Source organism: Rubrivirga marina, assembly GCF_002283365.1.
GTDB classification, from domain to species: Bacteria; Bacteroidota; Rhodothermia; order Rhodothermales; family Rubricoccaceae; genus Rubrivirga; species Rubrivirga marina.
Genome location: NZ_MQWD01000001.1, coordinates 4,383,335 through 4,401,060 on the forward strand (window position 1 = coordinate 4,383,335; position 17,726 = coordinate 4,401,060).

Below are 17,726 nucleotides of genomic sequence, written 5' to 3' on the forward strand. Positions count from 1 at the left end.
GCCCCGTCGCCCCGCCCGTCCTCATTCGCCCGTCCATGCTGACTCCGTCGACCTCCTGGCTCCGCCTCGCTCCCCTCGCGGGACTCGTCTTGCTCCTCGCCGCCTGCGACTCAGGCGACGGCTCGAGCCTCTACGACCCCGACGCCGGGACCAATCCGGCCCCGGTCATCTCGTCCGTCAGCCCTGATGGCGTCGTCCTCGCGGGCGTCGACGTCGTCGTGATCGAGGGCCAGAACTTCTCGGACGACCCAGCCCTCAACACCGTCGTGTTCGACGATGCCAACGGGAGCGCCGCCCCCGGCGAGGTCCTCTCCGCGACCCCCACTCGCCTGGAGGTCCGCGTCCCGAACCTTCCCAACCCCGCGCTCCGCGTGCGGGTGGCCGTCATCGGCGCCCAGGACTACAGCAACGCCGTCGCGCTTCCCCTCACGCCGGCCTTCGTGTCGTTCGGCGAGATCTCGCGGACCGAGGTCCCCTATGGGATCGCCGCCGACGCCGATGGGACGCTCTACCTCTCGCTCGAGAACGAGGGCGCGTCGGTCGGCGTGATCGAGATCGGCCCCGACGGCACGCGGTCCCCGTACTTCGCCTCGACGTTCCCATGGGCCGCCCTGGCCCGAGGCGGCGACCAGTTGTTCGGCGTCCGGCGCGTCCGGGCCGTGTTCGAGCTCCCCGAGGGGGGGAGCCAGACCGTGCTGGCCGCCTTCCAGCCGACCTCGCTCCTCCTCGCCGCCGTCGCCGCCACCCCGGACGGGGCCGTCTACGCCGGGGGCAACGCGCCCACGCTGTACCGTGTGAGCGCCGACGGGACGGCCTCCGACACGGCCTTCCCCGCCAACATCCGAGCCCTCGCTGTCGTCGACGGCACGCTCTACGCCGTCGGTGCGGGCGGGACCGGCGCCCCCGACCAGCTCTACACCGTGCCGCTCGCCGCCGACGGAACGCCCGGCACGCCGCAGGCGCTCGCCGCCCTCCCGGCCGTCGGAACGGCCCTCGCCGTCGCCGCCGACGGGACCGTCTACGTCGGCCTCGACCGGACCACGGACCCCATCGTGACGGTCGCTCCCAACGGTCAGGTCGAAGTGCTCTACCCTGGCGTGCTGAGCGGTCCCATCAATTCGCTGGCCTACGGGGCCGGCACCCAACTCTACGCGGTTCGTGAGGCCGCCGACGGCGAGCCCGCCGACGTCCTCCGCGTCGAGACCCGCCGTGAGGGGGCCCGGTAGGTTCGACAGCGTCGGATCAATCGAGCCCCGTTACGGTTCGTTCATCCTCCATACGGGCTCCTGCCCCCTCCCCCCACCTCTCCCTATCCCATGCGGAAACTGCTACTCCTGGCCCTCGCGGCCGCCTTCCCGCTGACGGCCTCGGCCCAGTGGACGTTCGACACCGTCTTCCCACAGGACACCCTCTTCACCAACGGCAACGGCCTCCAGGGCGTCGCCGTGGATGACGACGGGACCGTCTTCCTCCAGACGTTCAACACGGCCGCCGACAGCATCGACATCGGTGGGACGCTGACCGGCGTCATCGGCCTGCGCATCTTCAACCCGGACGGCACGGAGGTCGACGCTTCCCCCTACATCTACATCGACTACGCCGACGGTGTGACCCCGCGCGACACGCTTGGCTTCTTCTCGTTCCTCGATGGGACGGGCGCCGTGGCGACGGACACCCGGACGGGCCGCGGCATGCGCTACTGCGCGGCCGAGGACGCCGTCTACGTCTCCCAGTTCGACACCATCTTCAAGATCGACGCGGACTCCTACGAGGGGCTCGCCAAGGTCACGCCCTTCGCGGGCGCCTCGCTCGGTGCCGTGGGCGTTGACGAGAACTGCAACGTGACGGTCCAGACGGTCGTCGCCGGCGGCCGCTCGATCACGCAGTACGACCCGGACCTCCAGGCCGTGACCGGCACGGTTGGGGTCGCCAGCAACTTCACGCGGACGGTCTTCGCCTCGCCGGACGGCAACACCGTCCTCGAGACGGCCTTCGAGAACCCGTACACGGTCGTCTACCAGCGGCCCGACGAGTTCAGCCCGTACGACTCGCTCGGCATCACGCTGGCCGGTCTCCGCGTCGAGGCCAACGCCGTCAACCCCTCCACGGGCTACTGGTGGTTCAGCTCCGGCAACCCGCTGAACGGCATCAACAACTTCAACGACATCGACCCGGCCACGGGCGACACGCTCCGGACGTACTACACGACGCAGGCCTTCTACGCCTTCGACCCGGCCGACCTGTTCGACGAGAACGGCGACCCGGTGCTGAACCCGACGCCGGTCGACAGCCTCCTCTACAACGATCCGGGCTCGGCCCCGGGCGGTGGCGATGGCGTCGAGGTCGGCCGCCCGCGTGGGATTTCGTTCACCGCGGACGGCAACACGGCCTACGTCGTGCTCTATAACCGCAGCGGCGCCGTCCAGCGGTTCGTCCGCGGCGGCACGGCCACGGAGCCGGGCACGTTCGCGAGCGGCCGCCTCGAGCAGAACCGGCCGAACCCGTTCTCGGGCTCGACGAACATCGAGTTCGAGCTCGACCGCGCCTCGACCGTGACGCTCCGCGTGTTCGACGCGATGGGTCGCCAGGTCGGCACGCTGGCCGACGGCCCGCTCTCGGCCGGCCCGCACTCGTTCCGGTTCGACGCGGGCTCGCTGGCCGCCGGCGTCTACGTCTACACCCTCAACGTCGAGGGTGAGGTGTCCAGCCGCCGGATGATGGTCGTTCGCTAGTTCCGTTCGACATCGGCCGCCCTCCGAGGCGGCTCGCCTCGGGGCGCCGGGCTTCGGTCCGGCGCCCCCTTTTTTGGTCCCACCACTTCCCCCTTCGATGCACCGTCTCTTCGCCCTCCTGCTGCTCCTCGGGTTCGGGAGCGCCGCCGCCCAGACCGAGAGCCCGCCCAAGTACGAGTTCCGCGGCGCCTGGGTCGCGACCGTCCTCGGCCTCGACTGGCCGTGCCGCACCTGCGACGCCGCGAGCCAGCAAACGCACTTGGTCGCGATCCTCGACAGCCTCCAGGGCGCCGGCATCAACGCCGTGCTGTTCCAAGTCCGCGTCGAGGCCGACGCGTTCTACGACTCGCCCTACGAGCCGTGGTCGTACTGGATGACGAACGAACAGGGACGAGACCCCGGCTACGACCCGCTGGCCTTCGCGATCGAAGAGGCGCACGCGCGCGGGATGGAGCTCCACGCCTGGTTCAACCCGTACCGCGCCAACCGAGGCTCCGGCTACGACCTCGACCCGTCTCACGTCATGGTCCAGCACCCCGAGTGGATCCTCGACTTCGGGGCCATCCAGATCCTCGACCCCGGCCTCCCCGAGGTCCGCGACTACGTGGCGACGATCATCGCCGACGTGGTCCGCCGCTACGACGTTGACGGGGTCCACTTCGACGACTACTTCTACCCCTACCCGCCCAACCTCATCACGGACGAAGACGCGGCGACGTACGCCGAGTACGGCGGGAGCTTCTCCCTCGACAACTGGCGACGGTTCAACGTCTTCCGTTTCGTCCGTCAGGTCCGCGACAGCGTGGCAGCCGTCCGGCCCGAGGCGGTGTTCGGGATCAGCCCCTTCGGGATCCACCGCCCGGGGGAGCCCGCTGGGATCACCGGCCTCAGCGGCGCCGATGACCTCTATGCCGACGCCGTGGCGTGGCTCGAGAACGACCTCATCGACTACCTCACCCCCCAGCTCTACTGGCCGTTCGGCGGTGGGCAGGACTACGGGCTCCTCGCGCCGTGGTGGGAGAGCCAGCGGAACGACCGGCACCTCTACCCTGGACTCGGTCTGTATCGGTCGGACCCGGCCACGTTCAGCGGCACGCTCTACGCCTCTACCGAGGTCCCGCGACAGGTCCGGCTGAACCGCAACACGGAGGGGATCCAGGGCAGCGTGTTCTTCCGCGCGAGCAACATCGCGTTCCTCGGCTCGAAGGGCTTCGCCGACACACTCAAGACCGACCTCTTCCGCTACCCGGCGCTCCCGCCCCCGATGGCGTGGCGGAGCCAGGCCGCGCCCGGCACGCCGACCGACCTCGACGTCACGGCGGATCCTGACGGCGACTACGAGTTCACCCTCTCGTGGACGGCGCCCGCGAGTGGCGACGCCGAGGCTCGGTTCTACGCCGTCTACCGGATTCCGGCCGGCGAGGAGGTCGACCTCGACGCGGCGATGGAGAAGGCGGAAAACCTCGCCGGCGTCACCGGTGAGACCATGTTCACAGACGCCCCACCCGAAAACTCCTACACCTACGTCGTGACGGCCGTCAGCGCCAACTCGATCGAAAGCGCACCGAGCAACGAGTGGGTGGTCATCCCGGGCTCGCTGAGCGCCGAGGACGGCCTGACGTTGACGCTCCGCCTCGACGCGCCGCGGCCGAACCCGGCCGCCGGGCCGGTCACGGTCCCGTTCACGCTCACCGAGGCCGCCGACGTCACGCTCCGCGTGGTCGACGTGCTCGGCCGCGAGGTCGCCGTTCTCACGGACGGGCCGCTCCCGGCGGGCGCCCACACGGTGACGTGGCAACCGACGGCGTCCGGGACCTACCTCGTCGTCCTCGACGACGGGCGCCAGCGGGCCACGCGTCGCGTGGCAGTCATCCGCTAGCCTCCCCCCTGACTGCCTCGGTGACCTGACCGAGGCGGCCGAACACGCGACGGGGCGCACCGGTCTGGCCGGTGCGCCCCGTTCTCGTTGACGCGGTCGCGAGTTGAGCGGCTAGCGCGCGACGACGAACGTCACCGCCGCCTGCTCCCCGTCGGCGCGGACGCGGACGACGTAGACGCCGGCCGCGAGGTCGCCCGCCGCGATGCCGAGGTCGTGGGACCCGGCCCCGAACGCGTCGCCGTCGGCGAGGACGGCGACGCGCTGGCCGATGGCGTTGAACACCTCGGCCGTGACGGACGCCGCCGCGCCGAGCGACACGCGGACCTGCGCCGACGCGCGCGCCGGGTTCGGCCAGACGGCATCGACGCGGAGCGGGGCGCCGGCGTCCGGGCCGCCGTCGGCGGCGACGCCGGGCGCGCGGAGGTAGGCGAGGTCGTCGACGAGGATGGCGCCGAAGCGCGGGCCCTCGCCGTCGTAGCCGAGTTGGAGCGACTCCATCCGGAGCGACGAGGGGCTGTCCCACGCGCCGTTGCCGATCCACGTGCCGAACCCGTCGGCGTCGAGGTCCCACGTCACCGTCTTCCAGCCGTACCAGTCGACGGCCGTCCACGGGCTGACCTCGATCCCGCTCGTCCCGTCGTCGACGGCGAAGCGGAACAGGACGCCGGTCCCGTCGCCGTAGACGCGGGCGCGGAGCGTGGCCTCCTCGGTGAAGGAGTGGCCCGGCGAGCAGCCGCCGAAGCACTCGCGGATGAGCTTGGCGTCGCCACCCTCGGCCCAGCCGAAGTCGATCCGCATGGACGTCTCGCCGCCGAGCGGGTACGCCAGCGGACTGGCCGAGACCGACGTCGAGTCGGTCACGATGCCGCTCGTCGACCCGCTCTGCTGCGGGACCCACCAGTCGTCGGCGATGGACGTGCCCTCGAAGTCGTCCAGGAGCACGTCCACGAGGGCGCCGTCGCCCGTCCCGAACGTGAAGGCGTAGCGGGCGGCCGAGGCGTTGCCGAACCGGTCCTCGACGCCGGGCTCGATGGCGAACCGGTAGCTCGTCCCGGGCGCGAGGTCGGCGTCGGGCACGAAGCTGACCGTCGTCCGCGGGCTCGGCGTCTCGCCGACGACGCCGGCCAGCGAGACGATCGCCTCGCCTGGGACGGCCTCCCCGCCGAGCGTCTCCAGCGTGACGCGGCCGTCGAGCGTCTCGGGGACCACGACCTCGTCGAAGGCGACCGTCACGACCGGCCGGATCTCGGCGTCGCGCGCGTTCGGCGCGGGGTCGCCGCTGACGAGCCGCGGCGCGGCCACGTCCGGGAAGCTGGAGATGAACGTCAGCACGAAGTCGTCGCCGCCGGTGCCGTCGCCGTCGCCGTCGAGCGGGCTCCCGTTCTGGGTCGTCGCCGAGGCGGAGAGGGTCAGGGTGTAGTCGGTCCGCGGCTCCAGCGCGGCGTCGGGCGTGAACACGAGCTCGAAGCCGTTCCGCTCGAACGTGACCTCGCCCGCGACCGGGTCGCCGCCGGCCGTCGGCACGAGCGAGAACGCGGGGCCGGCCGTCGCGGGGTCGAGCGGGCGGCTGAGCGTGAGGCGGATCGGGTCCGTGATCGGGAAGCCGTCCTCGCCCGCCTCGGGCCGAGCGTCGACCACCACGGGCGGGACGGTCGAGACGAGCGCGACGTCGGCGAAGGTGAACGTCGTGTCGCGCATCGTGACCTCGGCCGTGGCCGTGGCGTAGCCCTCGGCCTCGACGGTCACGGTGTGCGTGCCGGCCGAGACGTCCTCGAGGTAGTAGAACCCATTGGCCAGCTCGTCGGGGTCGTCCGAGTACCGGTAGAAGAGCGACTCGTAGGTGTCGGTCGTGTACGTCTGCCCGTCGACCGTGACCGTCGCGCCGTTGATCGGCCGGCCGCTCTCGGCGTCGGTGACGATCCCCGTCGCGATCCGGTGCGTCGAGCGCGGGACGCCATGCCAGTCAAGGATGCCCCAGTAGAACGACTGGGCCTCGAGCCGCTTCCAGTCGGCGTTCATGTTGAGCGTGTTCTGCCGCGGGTTCGTGTGGAACCCGGACTCGCTCAGGACCGACGCCATCGCCGACGTCCGGTTGACGAAGAGGTACGGGAACTGGTTGTCGTGGTTGTCCGGGAAGCCCTGGTAGAACGTCCGGTCGGCGTAGTTGCCGATCGTCGGGAGGCGCATGGCCTCGACTTGGGCGTCGACGTACTCGTCGCCCATCCGAGCGCCGCCCTCCGGCGTCTTCTCGACGGTCTGCCCGTTCTGCCGCCAGCCACCGTAGAGCATGAGCACGTTGTTCGTGCCCGGCGCGCCGGCGTTGGAGTGGATCGAGTGGAAGAAGTCGGCCCCGAGCGCGTTGGCGCGGTCGGTCCGCTGGCTGAGGCTGACCGACTGGGTGTCGCTGGTCCGCGACGTGTAGACCGTGTCGATGTCGGTCCGGTCGAGGAGCATGTCGCGGAGCGCGAGGCTCACGCGGAGGACCTTCTCGGCCTCGGAGTAGCCGTAGATGCCCTGGTTCTCGGTCTGGCTGTGGCCGGGGTCGAGGAAGAGCTCCCAGCCGTCGAGGCCGGTGACCTGCTGGGCGTGGGTGGTGGGAAGGAAGAGGAGGGCGAGGAGCCCGAGAGTCAAAGCGCGGGTCATCGGGGCTACTCGGCGATCGGGAGGAGGAAGAGGGCGTCGCCGTCGTCGAAGGCGATGCGGGCGCCGTCGGGCGACCACGAGGGGTTCATCTCGAGGCGGTCGGGCGTAGCCGTGAGCGGCACGCGCGCCGAGCCGTCGGCGTGGACGGCGACGATCTCGGAGGCCGTGAAGGCGTGGCCGTCGTCCTCGGACACCATGACGGCGAGCCAGCGCCCGTCGGGCGACCACGACGGCCGCGACCCGGCGCCGAGGTCGATGAGGTTGCTCCCGTCGGCGTCCATGACGTAGAGGCCGCCGCCGTAGGCCTCGAAGGCCACGCGCGAGCCGTCGGGCGACGGCGTGACGTTGAGGAGTTGGGCGTCGCCGAGCGGCGCGAGCGTCCGGACCTCGCCCGAGGCGGGCGTGGCGAGGGCGAGCCCGCCGTCGAGGAGCCCGAGCACGACGGGCCCCGAGGGCGCGGGCACGCGCGCCTCGGCGTCGGCCGCGAGCACGTCGAGGCCGCCCTCCCCGAGCGCGACCACGTGGGCGGCGCCCGCCCAGCGCGGGAGCCCCGGCGGCGTCGTCCGCCAGTCGGTGAGCGTCTCGACGGAGCCGTCGAGGCCGACGAGCTCGATCGCGTCGAGCCGCCGGGGGCCGTCGACCTGCGCGGCACGCACGGCGATAGCGGCCCCGTCGGGCGACCACGCGAAGCCGAACCCGGCCGCCGGCGCGTCGGTGAGCTGCCGGGTGCCCTGGCCGTCGGCGCCGACGACCCAGAGGCCGGCGTAGCGGGCGCGCGTGAACGCGAGCGTCTGGCCGTCGGGCGACCACGAGGGGTGGAGGGCGGGCGCGCCGTCGGCCACGAGGCGGACGGGCGGGCCGCTGGCCCGGAGGCTCTGCGCGCCGACCGGGACGGCGAGGCAGACGAGGAGGGCGACGAGAGAACTGCGCATGGTGGGATCGGGGGGGCCCGAAAGGTAGGCCCGCGCCTAACCCGCGGATGCCCGATCCACACGTCGGCCACCGAGTCTCCCCGCCTCAACGCCGAGGCGGACCGACTCGTGTCCAAATCCGCCGAGGGCATGTGCCCGACCGTCTCCGCCCCTTGGGGCACAAACGCAGGGCGCCCTACGCCCCTTCGAGCTCCGCTTCCAGCTGCTGCTTGCGGACGAGCGTCGCGTACGCTCCGCCGGCCGCGACCAGCTCGGCGTGCGACCCGCGCTCGGCGACGCGGCCCTCGTCGAGCACGAGGATCTGGTCGGCGTCCTGGACCGCCGAGACGCGGTGGCTCACCACGACGACCGTCCGCTGGCCGAACTGGGCGCGGAGGTTCTCCAGAATGGTCGCTTCTGTTCGCGTGTCGACCGCACTGAGGGCGTCGTCAAAAAGAAGGATCGGGGCGCGACGGATGAGGGCGCGGGCGATGGCCGTCCGCTGCTTCTGGCCGCCCGAGAGCGTGATGCCGCGCTCGCCGACGCGCGTCTCGAACCCCTTGGGGAAGTCCTCGACGTTGGCGAGGAGGTCGGCCTCGCGGGCCGCCTCCGTGATCTCGGCCGCCTCGGAGTCCGGCACGCCGAAGGCGATGTTGTTGCCGACGGTGTCGGAGAACAGGAAGACCTCCTGCGGGACGTAGCCGATGGCCGCGCGGAGCGTGTGGAGCGGGATCTCTCGGAGGTCGCGGCCGTCGACGCGGACCGTCCCCTCGGTCGGGTCCATGAGCCGCGGGATGAGTTCGACGAGCGTCGACTTGCCCGAGCCCGTCCGCCCCACGATGCCCACGGAGGTGCCGGCGGGGACGTCGAACGAGACGGCGTCGAGCACAGCCGGGCCGCCCGGCGTGTAGCGGTACGTCACGTCGTCGAACGTGAGCCGCCCGGCGACGTCGTCCACCTCGGCGATGCGCTGGGCGTCGTCGGCGACGCCGGGCTCGGTGTCGAGGATCTCCGCGATCCGCGCCATCGACGCCGAGGCCTGCTGGATCATCGACACGACGTAGCCGAACGACGCCACCGGCCACGTCAGGTTGGCGACGTAGATGATGAACTCGGCGATGTTGCCGAGGGAGAGCTCGCCCGCGATCACGAGCCGCCCGCCCACGCCCACCACGAGGACCGTGCTCAGCCCGATGAGGATCATCAGGACCGGCCGGAACGCGGCGTCCACCTTCGCGAGGTCGAGCGCCTTGTCCTGGTAGTCTTCGCTCGCGTCGTCGATCCGCCGGCCCCACGTCTCCTCCTGCGTGTACGCCTTGACCACGCGGATGCCGGAGAGCGCCTCCTGCACGCGGCTCGTGAGCCCCGAGTACGACGTCTGCTGGCGGTCCGTCCGCACGTGGACCAGCTTGCTCACGAAGAACACCGACACGGCGAGGACGGGCATCGGGAGGACGGCCCAGAACGTGAGCGTCGGCGAGATGGCGAGCATGAACGCGAGCGCCATCACGATCGCGGCGACGGCCCGCGAGAGGTACATCAACGCCGGGCCGACGTAGCGGCGGACCTTTTCGATGTCGCTCGTGGCTCGCGTCATCACGTCGCCCGTCGCGAACCGGTGGTAGAAGCTGCCCGAGAGCGTCTGGAGGTGGGCGTAGAGCCGGTTCCGGAGGTCGTACTCGATGTTCCGGCTGGCCACGACGACGAGCCGCCGCATGAGGAACATGAACAGGCCCGAGAGGAGCGCCAGCCCGAGGATCATCAGCCCGAGGAGCACGAGCGCCCAGCGGAACTCGGCGCCCAGCGCGGCGCCGGCCGCGGTACCGGCGGCGTAGCCCTGGACGGCCACCATCCGCGGGATCGCGTCGATGGCCTCGCGGACGAGCCCCGGGATGAACAGCGTGAACAGCGCCGAGGCGAGGGCGCAGAGGAGCCCCGGGCCGAGGGTCCAGCGGTAGCGCCAGAGGTCGGCGTCGAGGCGGCGGAGCGGGGAGGCCATGCGGTCGGGGGAGCGGCGCGCGGGCGGGCGCACGGGACCTACGCTACGCCCCGAACAGGGGTCCCCGCCAGGGCGGTCTGGGACGGCCCACCGGCGTCCCGAGGCGGCCGGGGCACGCCGGGCCTACGCCTCGGCGCGGGCGGCGAACTGGGCCAGCGCCTGTTCGGTCTCGGCGACGGCGGCCGTGAGCGAACCGTCGAGCGCGGACGCCTCGCCGCGACGGGCTCCGGTCTCGACGACGTCCCAGGCGTCCGTCAGCGACTCCAGCCCGACGTTCGCGGCGCTCCCCTTCAGCGCGTGCGCCGACGCCGCGATGCTGTCGACGTCGCCGGTCTCGCGGGCGGCCGACACCGTCGCGAGCGCCTGCCGGGCCGACCCGTCAAACGCCTCGACCAGCTCGGCCACGAAGTCCTCGTCGTCCTCGCCGAGGAGGCCGCGGACGTGGGCACGGACGGCGTCGACGAGACCGACCGCCACGGGCACGCAGACGACCTCCTCGAGGGCGGCCACCGACAGAGGCTTGTGGATGGCGTCGTCGAAGCCATCCGCACGGAGCCGCTCCGTCATGCCGGAATCCGCCCGTTCCGTGACGGCGACGACGCGGAGGCCACCGGATCGCCGGACACGGATCGCATCGCGGATCTCCGCCCCGCCCACTCGCTCGCTGAGGAAGACCACGTCGTAGTCCCGTGCCGACACGCGCTCGACGGCCGCCCGACCGTCCTCCGCGACGTCCGCCTCGATGCCGAGGTGCCGGAACATCGAGAGCGCGATGAGTTGCTGAGTCGGATCGGCCTCGACGAGGAGGACGGCCGGGGGCGGGGACATGAGCCCGGGGGGTGAGCCTGAGATACGCGGGCGGGGTGGGTCCAGGCCGGTATCGGCGGCGCCCTCCTGGGGTTTAAACCGCTGGCCTACAGCCGGGTGACCCTGCCCGTCGTCGTCCTACACCTCCAGGAGGCGGACCTCGGTCTGGACCTCCGACTTCGGGATCAACGCGGGCCAATACGCCACGACTTCGCTCGGTCGGGGCCGCCCGCCGGCGAACCCGGTGACCGCGCTGGGCCCGGTCAGGATGAGCGGGGCGATCTCGCGGCCGAACTGCTCGACGGCCGCTTTGTCCTGGCCGCGCACTGACACGCGGAGTTGAACCTCGTCGAGGTCCGCCTCTCGCGTCGGGTCGGCCTCGGCGACCTCGGAGAGCGCGTTGAGCCCGACGATCTCGGCGCGGTACTCCTCGAACTCGAGGCCGAGCGCGTCGAGCCGGTCCTTCAGGATGCGCGCCGCGGCGCGGGCCTTGGCAGCGGCCTCGGGCCAGGCGTAGACGAGCGTCGAGGTCGCCTTCCAGCCATCCGAGTACGCGGCCGAGACCTTGAGGAACTCGGTGTCTTCGGAACCGCGGATGCCGCTCACGCGGACGCGGTCGCCGCCCTCGTCCTCCAACTGGATGGACGTAAAGTCGGCCACGACGTCGGGCGTGATGTAGTCGGTCGGGTCGCCGATCTCGTAGAGGAGCTGCTCGGCGACGGTCCCGCGGCTGACGAGCCCGCCCGTCCCCTCGTGCTTCGTGACCACGAACGAGCCGTCGGCCGAGACCTCGGCGATGGGGAACCCGATGGAGGCCATGTCCGGCACGTCCCGCCAGTCGGTGAAGTTGCCGCCCGACGACTGTGCGCCGCACTCGAGGATGTGCCCCGCGACGGTGCCGGCCGCCATCTTGTCCCAGTCGGCCCAGTCCCACCCGAAGCGGTCGACGAGCGGGGCGAGCGTGAGCCCGGTGTCGGTCGTCCGGCCCGTCACGACGACGTCGGCGCCGAGGGCCAGCGCCTCGGCGATGGGCTGGGCGCCGAGGTAGGCGTTCGCGCTCACGACGCGGTCGCGGACGGTCGAGAGCGGCTCGCCGGTCTCCATGTGCTTCAGTTCGACGCCCCGGTCCAGGAGGTCGTCGAGACGGTCCAGGAGGTCGTCGCCGGTGACGACGGCGACCTTGAGGCCGGTCGCTCCGCGCGCACGGGCGCCGGCGACGATGGCCTCGGCGCAGGCGACGGGGTTCACGCCGCCCGCGTTCGAGATGATCTTGAACCCCTTCTCCTTGACGTCCGGCGCCAGCTCCGTCACGACCTCGACGAAGTCGCGGGCGTAGCCCATGGAGGGGTCGCGGAGCTTCTGCTTCTGGAGGATCGACATGGTCACCTCGGCGAGGTAGTCCATGACCAGGACGTCGATGGGGCCGCGGCGGGCCTGGTCGATGGGGGCGCGCTGGAGGTCGCCCCAGAAGCCCTGGCCGGAGGCGATGCGAAGCGTGTCGGGCATGGGTCGTCGGTCGGGGGGCGGTGGAAGGGCTTCCGTCAAGCTAGGCCCGATCGCGGGGCCCGCCAGTGGAGCACGCGTGCAGCCGGCGCGCCGTTCGGCGGCCACCGTGAAATTTGCAGACGACGACACGAGCAGGTCCAATCCGGAACCCAGCGCCGTTTCTTCGCGCGCTTCGCTACCCTGGGGCTCGGCCCCACCCATGACCCCTCCCCTCCGCCGGGCCTCCTGGTCCGGCCTCGGCCGCTTTGTCGCGGTCCTCGTCGCGTTCGCGACCGCCGCCGGCGCGCAGCCGGCCCCCGCCGGGACTTGGTCCGACGTGTTCGCGTACCCGGGCGTCCGCCTCTCTGCCGACCTCGCGCCTTACAACGGCGGGGACGCCGTCGTCGAGGCCGTCGAGCCGGATGGGCACGGCGGCGTCTACGTGGCCGGCCGCTTCGACACCGTCGACGGGCAGGCCGTCACGAGCATCGCCCACTGGGACGGGCAGGCGTGGCGCCCGCTCGGCCGCGGCCTCACCAACAACGACACGTACTCGGGCGGGCTCCCGCTCGTGAACGACCTGCTCCTCGCCAGCGACGGGTCGCTGTACGTCGCCGGCCAGTTCACGGGTGCCCTCCAGCCGAACGGCCGGGCGGTCCTCGCCCGGTCCGTCATCCGGTGGACCGGGACGGCGTGGGAGCCGCTCGGCGGCGGCCTCCTCAACGGCGACCCGTTCTACTATTCGGCCACGGCCGGCGCGCTGGCGGAGGGCCCCGACGGCGCCCTCTACGTCGGCGGCATCTTCGACTCGGCCGTCGGCGCCGACGGCCAGCCGGTCGGCGCGAGGGGCGTCGCCGTGTGGGCCGACGGCACATGGGCCGACCTTCCCGGCCTCGGCACGTCGACCGCTGGCGTCGACGCGGTCGCGGTGCGCGACGACGGCGTGATCGCACTCGGCGGAGCGTTCGAGGGAGACGGGTACTACTCACCGGGCGTCCTGCTCTACCGGCCGGATGGGACGACCGAGCGGGTGCTCAGCGGGACCACCTCCGTCTTCGCGCTCGCCTGGATCGACGACGCGCTCTACGTCGGCGGCTCGTTCAACGTGTGGACGGCGGACGTCGGCGGCGTCGCCGTCCGCAACGTGGCGCGGTGGACGGACGGCCAGTGGGACGCGCTCCAGGGCGGGACCGACGGCCCGGTCCACGGGATCGAGCCCGACGGGACGGGCGGGTTCTACGCCGTGGGGACGTTCGCGTGGGCGGGGACTGACGACGTCGGGGCGTACCCCGAGCCGGGCGGCCCCCCGAGCGACATCTCGGTCGCGGCCCGTGGCGTTGCCCGGTGGGACGGCGCCGCGTGGAGCGGCGAGGGCGCCGTGATGCCGTTCCCCACCTGGTACTGGTACGGGTACGGGAGTGAGGTCGGACCGCGGGCGGTCGCTGTTGTCGGCGACGACCTCGTGATCGGCGGCCAGTTCGACGGCGTGGAGGGGCCGGGCGGCGCGAGCCGGAACACCTCCAATGTCGCCGTCCGCCGCGGGGGCGCGTGGGGCCCGTTGAGCACGTTCGGGGGCGGGGCCGCCCTCGGCCGCCGCCAGTCGAGCCAGTACGCTCAGCCGTCGGCGGTCCGGGCGACCGCCCCGAACCCGTGTGGCGCCGGCGTCCTGGTCGCGGGTAAGATCGAGACCGTCGGAGCGGCCGACTCCGTGAGCGTGGCGCTGTGGGACGGAGGGGCGTGGCGCGCGGTCCCCGGCAGGCTCAGCTATCACGGTTCCGCTGGGACCGCCGCGGCCTTGGCTCCGGCCGGGTGCGCGGGGGGCCAGCCCCGGTTCTTTGTCGCGGGCTCGTTCACGTCGGTCATCCTGGAGGACGGGACGGCGCTCGACGCGCCGGGCGTGGCATACTGGGACGGCACGGCGTGGTCCGCGCTCGGCGGGACGCCGCCCGAGGGCGAGATCCGAGCGCTCGCCTACGACGGCCGGGCGCTCGTGGCCGGGGGCTACCTCACCCGCAGCGGGGTTCCGGCCGTGTTCTCCTGGGCGCCGGGCGCGGGGTGGCAGATGCTGGGCCGCGTCGACGGGACCGTCTACGCCCTCGCCTACGGCCCCGACGGAGCGCTCTACGTCGGCGGCGCCTTCTCCACGGTCCAGCAGCCGAGCGGGCTCACGCTCCAACTCCAGGGACTCGTCCGGTGGCCCGGCGCCGAGTGGCAGTGGATCGGGAGCCCGACCTACGGCGAGGTCCGCGCCCTCGCGTTCGGGCCCGACGGGACGCTCTACGCGGGGGGCGCGTTCGACCAGTTCGAGCAGCCGTCCCGCCCGGCCACGCCGGCCCGACGCATCGCGGCCTGGGACGGGACCTCCTGGACCGATGCGGGCGACCCCTCCGCCACCGTCTCAGCCCTCGCGGTCGGCGCAGATGGGCGGATCTACGCGGGGCAGGACCCGGCCGGGAGCGGGTACTACTACACCTCCGGCGCCGACCGGCTGTTCGCGTTCGGCGACGGCGGCTGGGAAGGGCTCGGCGTCCGCGACGGCGGCGTCGCCACGCTCACGCTCGTCGGCGAGGACCTCTACGTGGGCGGGACGTTCCGGTCGGCGGGCGGGACGCCGTCGGCCTACCTCGGCCTCTACGTCGACCCGCTGGCGACACCGACGGCCGGCCGGCCGACCGGCCCGGCGCTGGCCCTGTCGGCGGCCCCGAACCCGACGCGCGGACGGACGACGCTCACCGTCAGCGTCTCGGAGGCCGGCCCGGTGCGGGTGGCCGTCTACGACGCGCTCGGGCGCCAGGTGGCCCTGCTCGCCGACGGGCCGCGGCCCGCCGGACCGCTCACGCTCGACCTCGACGCGACCCGGCTCCCGGCCGGCGTCTACGTCGCCCGCGCCACCCTCGGCGCCGAGACGACCGCGCGGACGTTTACCGTCGCCCGCTAGCGCTCGGCCCCGCCCGCCTCGGCGCCGAGGCGGGCGGGGTCAGACCGCCACGGCCGGCTCGAACGTGACCGACACGATGGTTCCCCCACCCGGCCGCGGCCGAACCTCGAACTCGCCCCCCACCCGGTCGGCGCGGTAGCGCATGGTCCGGAGGCCCAGTCCCTCGCCACCGGCGAGCGCCGTGTCGGAGATGCCCACGCCGTCGTCCCGGATGGTGAGGACGGCCTCGTCGTCGGCCATCGTGAGCGTGAGGGCGATGGCCCGCGCGCGGCCGTGCCGGGCCGCGTTGGCGAGGGCCTCCTGGGCGATCCGGTAGAGGTGGCCGGCGTGCTCGCGCGAGGGGCACACGACGTCCTCGCCCTCGAACGTGCAGTCGATGTCGAACGCCTGGGCGCCGTCGGCGGCGAGCCGGGCGAGCGCGTCGGCCAGCCCGTCCGGTTCGACGTTGACCGGGAAGAGGCCGCGGGCGATGGCGCGGGCCTGCCCGAGCGCGGCCTCGACGAGCTCGCGCGAGCGGAGCGCGTCGGCGGCGAGCTCGTCTTCGCCCATCCGCTCGAGCGCGTGGAACAGGGCCTGGAGGCGGAACGCGGCGCCCGTCAGGACCTGCCCGAGCCCGTCGTGGAGGTCCTGCGCCATCTTCTCCTGCTCCCGCGCCGCGACCTCGAGGATCTCGCGCTCGAGCTGGCGCCGCTCCGTCACGTCGCGCTGCGTCCCCACCCAGTTGACGAGCGTCCCGTTCTCGTCGCGGACGGGCGCGATCTCCCACTGGAGCACGAACTCGGACCCGTCCTTCCGGTAGTTCACGGTCTCGGCCTGGACCGGCTCGCCGGCCTTCAGGCGGTCGCGGACCCGGTCGAGCACGGCCCGGTCCGACTTCGGCCCCTGGAAGACCCGCGGGCTCCGGCCGAGGAGCTCGTCGGCGGTGTAGCCGAAGACCCGCGTGTGCGCCGCGTTCGCGTAGAGGATCCGCGGCCCGGGCTCGTCGACCTCGGTGCCCGTCACGACGATGGGCTCGGCGGCCTGCTCGACGGCGGCGGCCAGGAGCCGGCGCTCGCGGTCGGTCCGGCGGCGCTCGGTCACGTCCTCGGCCACGTACGAGAAGAGCGGGCCGGCCCCCTCGGTCGTGTTCACGACGACGTCGAGGTGGCGGGCCTCGGGCGCGTCGGGCTCGACGCCCCACGGGAAGACCGTCCGGAAGTGGACCGGCTCGCCGGTCGACGCGCACGCCTCGACGTGGCGCCGCCAGGTGTCGGCCTCGGCCGGGGTGAACCCGAGGTCGGCGAGGGTCGCGCCCTCGACCTCCCCGATCGCCGCCCCGCTCGACCCGAACAGGTCGAGCGCGGCCTCGTTGGCCGTCTGGTGGCGGACGAGCGCGCCGTCGTACTCCACGACGCCCATCAGGAACGGGGCGCTGTCGAAAAAGGCCCGGAGCAGGCGCCGCTGGCGATCGGCCCGGTCGCGCTGCTCGATCTCCTCCGTCACGTCGTTCTGGACGCCGACGAAGTGGGTCACCTCACCGGCCGTGCTCCGGATGGGCGTGAGGAAGAGCCGGTTGTAGAAGAGCGTCCCGTCCTTGCGGTAGTTGCGGAGGAGGACGTCGGTCGCGGTCCCGGTCCGGACGGCCTCGCGGATCTGGGCGAGCGCCTCGGCCTGCCCATTGCCCTCGTCGTCGCGCGTCCCGTTCGGACGGACCTGGAGGAACCGGCAGTTCCTCCCGATGATCTCCTCACGCGGGTAGCCCGTCGTGTCGACGAAGTTCTGGTTCACCACCACGAGAGGGTTATCCGGCAGCCGGACGTCGGTCACGACGACGAGGTTGTTGACGGCGTCGAACGCCCGGTGGATCAGGTCGTCGGCGGCGCGGACGGGCGCGCTCCCGCGGCGGTCGCGGACGAGGAGGAGCGCGCGGTCGCCGAGCACGCGGTCGAGCGCCGCCGGCCGCTGGCCCTCCCGGTCCGTCGCCGGCGACAGCGCGCGGACCCAGACCCACCGCCCGCCGGGGGTCCGGACCCGGAACTCACGCTCGAACGGGAGCGCCGCGGACCAGAACTCGCCGGCCTCGCCTCGCACCATGTCGTCGGGGTGGACGAGGTCGAGGAACGGGCGGCCCTCGATGGCCTCCGCCTCGATCCCGAGGACGCCCCCAAGCGCGGGGTCGGCGAAGGCGACGGTCCCGTCGGGGTCCAGGATGACGACGGCGTCGGCGAGGGACGCGGAGAGGACGTCGTAGGCGTCCTGCCCCTCGAACGAGAACGCGGGCGGATCGGAGCGGTCAGACATGCGAGCGGCCAGAGGGGGGCCGCCGCCATGGGCCGAGGGGCGTCGCGGCGAC

10 protein-coding genes are annotated in these 17,726 nt (G+C 72.8%); 4 read left to right on the plus strand and 6 right to left on the minus strand.

The window, feature by feature from the left end:
* Nucleotides 1–35: 35 nt before the first annotated feature.
* The 3 genes from BSZ37_RS18695 to BSZ37_RS18705 all read left to right on the plus strand — a co-directional run bounded on the left by BSZ37_RS18695 (nucleotide 36) and on the right by BSZ37_RS18705 (nucleotide 4,611).
* Complete coding sequence (locus BSZ37_RS18695; protein WP_095512006.1) at nucleotides 36–1,226, plus strand: IPT/TIG domain-containing protein; 1,191 nt, start codon at nucleotides 36–38, stop codon at nucleotides 1,224–1,226.
* Nucleotides 1,227–1,316: 90 nt separating this feature from the next.
* Nucleotides 1,317–2,732, plus strand: coding sequence for a T9SS type A sorting domain-containing protein (locus BSZ37_RS18700; RefSeq protein ID WP_095512007.1), 1,416 nt, complete (start codon nucleotides 1,317–1,319; stop codon nucleotides 2,730–2,732).
* 97 nt (nucleotides 2,733–2,829) lie between these two features.
* Nucleotides 2,830–4,611 (plus strand): family 10 glycosylhydrolase, encoded by a 1,782-nt coding sequence (locus tag BSZ37_RS18705; protein WP_095512008.1) that lies wholly within the window; start codon nucleotides 2,830–2,832, stop codon nucleotides 4,609–4,611.
* A gap of 111 nt (nucleotides 4,612–4,722) precedes the next feature.
* Here BSZ37_RS18705 and BSZ37_RS18710 read toward each other — a convergent pair whose 3' ends face one another.
* The 5 genes from BSZ37_RS18710 to BSZ37_RS18730 form a co-directional block, all read right to left on the minus strand.
* Nucleotides 4,723–7,254 (minus strand): Ig-like domain-containing protein, encoded by a 2,532-nt coding sequence (locus BSZ37_RS18710; RefSeq protein ID WP_095512009.1) that lies wholly within the window; start codon nucleotides 7,252–7,254, stop codon nucleotides 4,723–4,725.
* Nucleotides 7,255–7,259: 5 nt separating this feature from the next.
* Nucleotides 7,260–8,186 (minus strand): PD40 domain-containing protein, encoded by a 927-nt coding sequence (locus BSZ37_RS18715; protein WP_095512010.1) that lies wholly within the window; start codon nucleotides 8,184–8,186, stop codon nucleotides 7,260–7,262.
* A 175-nt stretch (nucleotides 8,187–8,361) separates the two neighbouring features.
* Complete coding sequence (locus BSZ37_RS18720; RefSeq protein ID WP_095512011.1) at nucleotides 8,362–10,164, minus strand: ABC transporter ATP-binding protein; 1,803 nt, start codon at nucleotides 10,162–10,164, stop codon at nucleotides 8,362–8,364.
* A gap of 123 nt (nucleotides 10,165–10,287) precedes the next feature.
* Nucleotides 10,288–10,992 carry a response regulator gene (locus tag BSZ37_RS18725; protein WP_095512012.1) on the minus strand — a complete coding sequence of 235 codons (705 nt, stop codon included), beginning with the start codon at nucleotides 10,990–10,992 and terminating at the stop codon, nucleotides 10,288–10,290.
* A gap of 117 nt (nucleotides 10,993–11,109) precedes the next feature.
* Nucleotides 11,110–12,477, minus strand: coding sequence for an acyclic terpene utilization AtuA family protein (locus BSZ37_RS18730; protein WP_095512013.1), 1,368 nt, complete (start codon nucleotides 12,475–12,477; stop codon nucleotides 11,110–11,112).
* A gap of 199 nt (nucleotides 12,478–12,676) precedes the next feature.
* Between BSZ37_RS18730 and BSZ37_RS18735 the strand changes: the two genes are divergently transcribed.
* Nucleotides 12,677–15,394 carry a T9SS type A sorting domain-containing protein gene (locus BSZ37_RS18735; RefSeq protein ID WP_143537736.1) on the plus strand — a complete coding sequence of 906 codons (2,718 nt, stop codon included), beginning with the start codon at nucleotides 12,677–12,679 and terminating at the stop codon, nucleotides 15,392–15,394.
* A 39-nt stretch (nucleotides 15,395–15,433) separates the two neighbouring features.
* Here BSZ37_RS18735 and BSZ37_RS18740 read toward each other — a convergent pair whose 3' ends face one another.
* Nucleotides 15,434–17,674: a PAS domain S-box protein gene (locus tag BSZ37_RS18740; RefSeq protein WP_095512015.1), complete on the minus strand. Its 2,241-nt coding sequence runs from the start codon at nucleotides 17,672–17,674 to the stop codon at nucleotides 15,434–15,436.
* Between the last annotated feature and the right edge of the window lie 52 nt (nucleotides 17,675–17,726).

Bases quoted from the DNA above. Each gene is read 5' to 3' on its own strand.
- BSZ37_RS18695 (WP_095512006.1), top strand. From the start codon at position 36: ATGCTGACTCCGTCGACCTCCTGGCTCCGCCTCGCTCCCCTCGCGGGA.
- BSZ37_RS18700 (WP_095512007.1), top strand. From the start codon at position 1,317: ATGCGGAAACTGCTACTCCTGGCCCTCGCGGCCGCCTTCCCGCTGACG.
- BSZ37_RS18705 (WP_095512008.1), top strand. From the start codon at position 2,830: ATGCACCGTCTCTTCGCCCTCCTGCTGCTCCTCGGGTTCGGGAGCGCC.
- BSZ37_RS18710 (WP_095512009.1), bottom strand. From the start codon at position 7,254: ATGACCCGCGCTTTGACTCTCGGGCTCCTCGCCCTCCTCTTCCTTCCC.
- BSZ37_RS18715 (WP_095512010.1), bottom strand. From the start codon at position 8,186: ATGCGCAGTTCTCTCGTCGCCCTCCTCGTCTGCCTCGCCGTCCCGGTC.
- BSZ37_RS18720 (WP_095512011.1), bottom strand. From the start codon at position 10,164: ATGGCCTCCCCGCTCCGCCGCCTCGACGCCGACCTCTGGCGCTACCGC.
- BSZ37_RS18725 (WP_095512012.1), bottom strand. From the start codon at position 10,992: ATGTCCCCGCCCCCGGCCGTCCTCCTCGTCGAGGCCGATCCGACTCAG.
- BSZ37_RS18730 (WP_095512013.1), bottom strand. From the start codon at position 12,477: ATGCCCGACACGCTTCGCATCGCCTCCGGCCAGGGCTTCTGGGGCGAC.
- BSZ37_RS18735 (WP_143537736.1), top strand. From the start codon at position 12,677: ATGACCCCTCCCCTCCGCCGGGCCTCCTGGTCCGGCCTCGGCCGCTTT.
- BSZ37_RS18740 (WP_095512015.1), bottom strand. From the start codon at position 17,674: ATGTCTGACCGCTCCGATCCGCCCGCGTTCTCGTTCGAGGGGCAGGAC.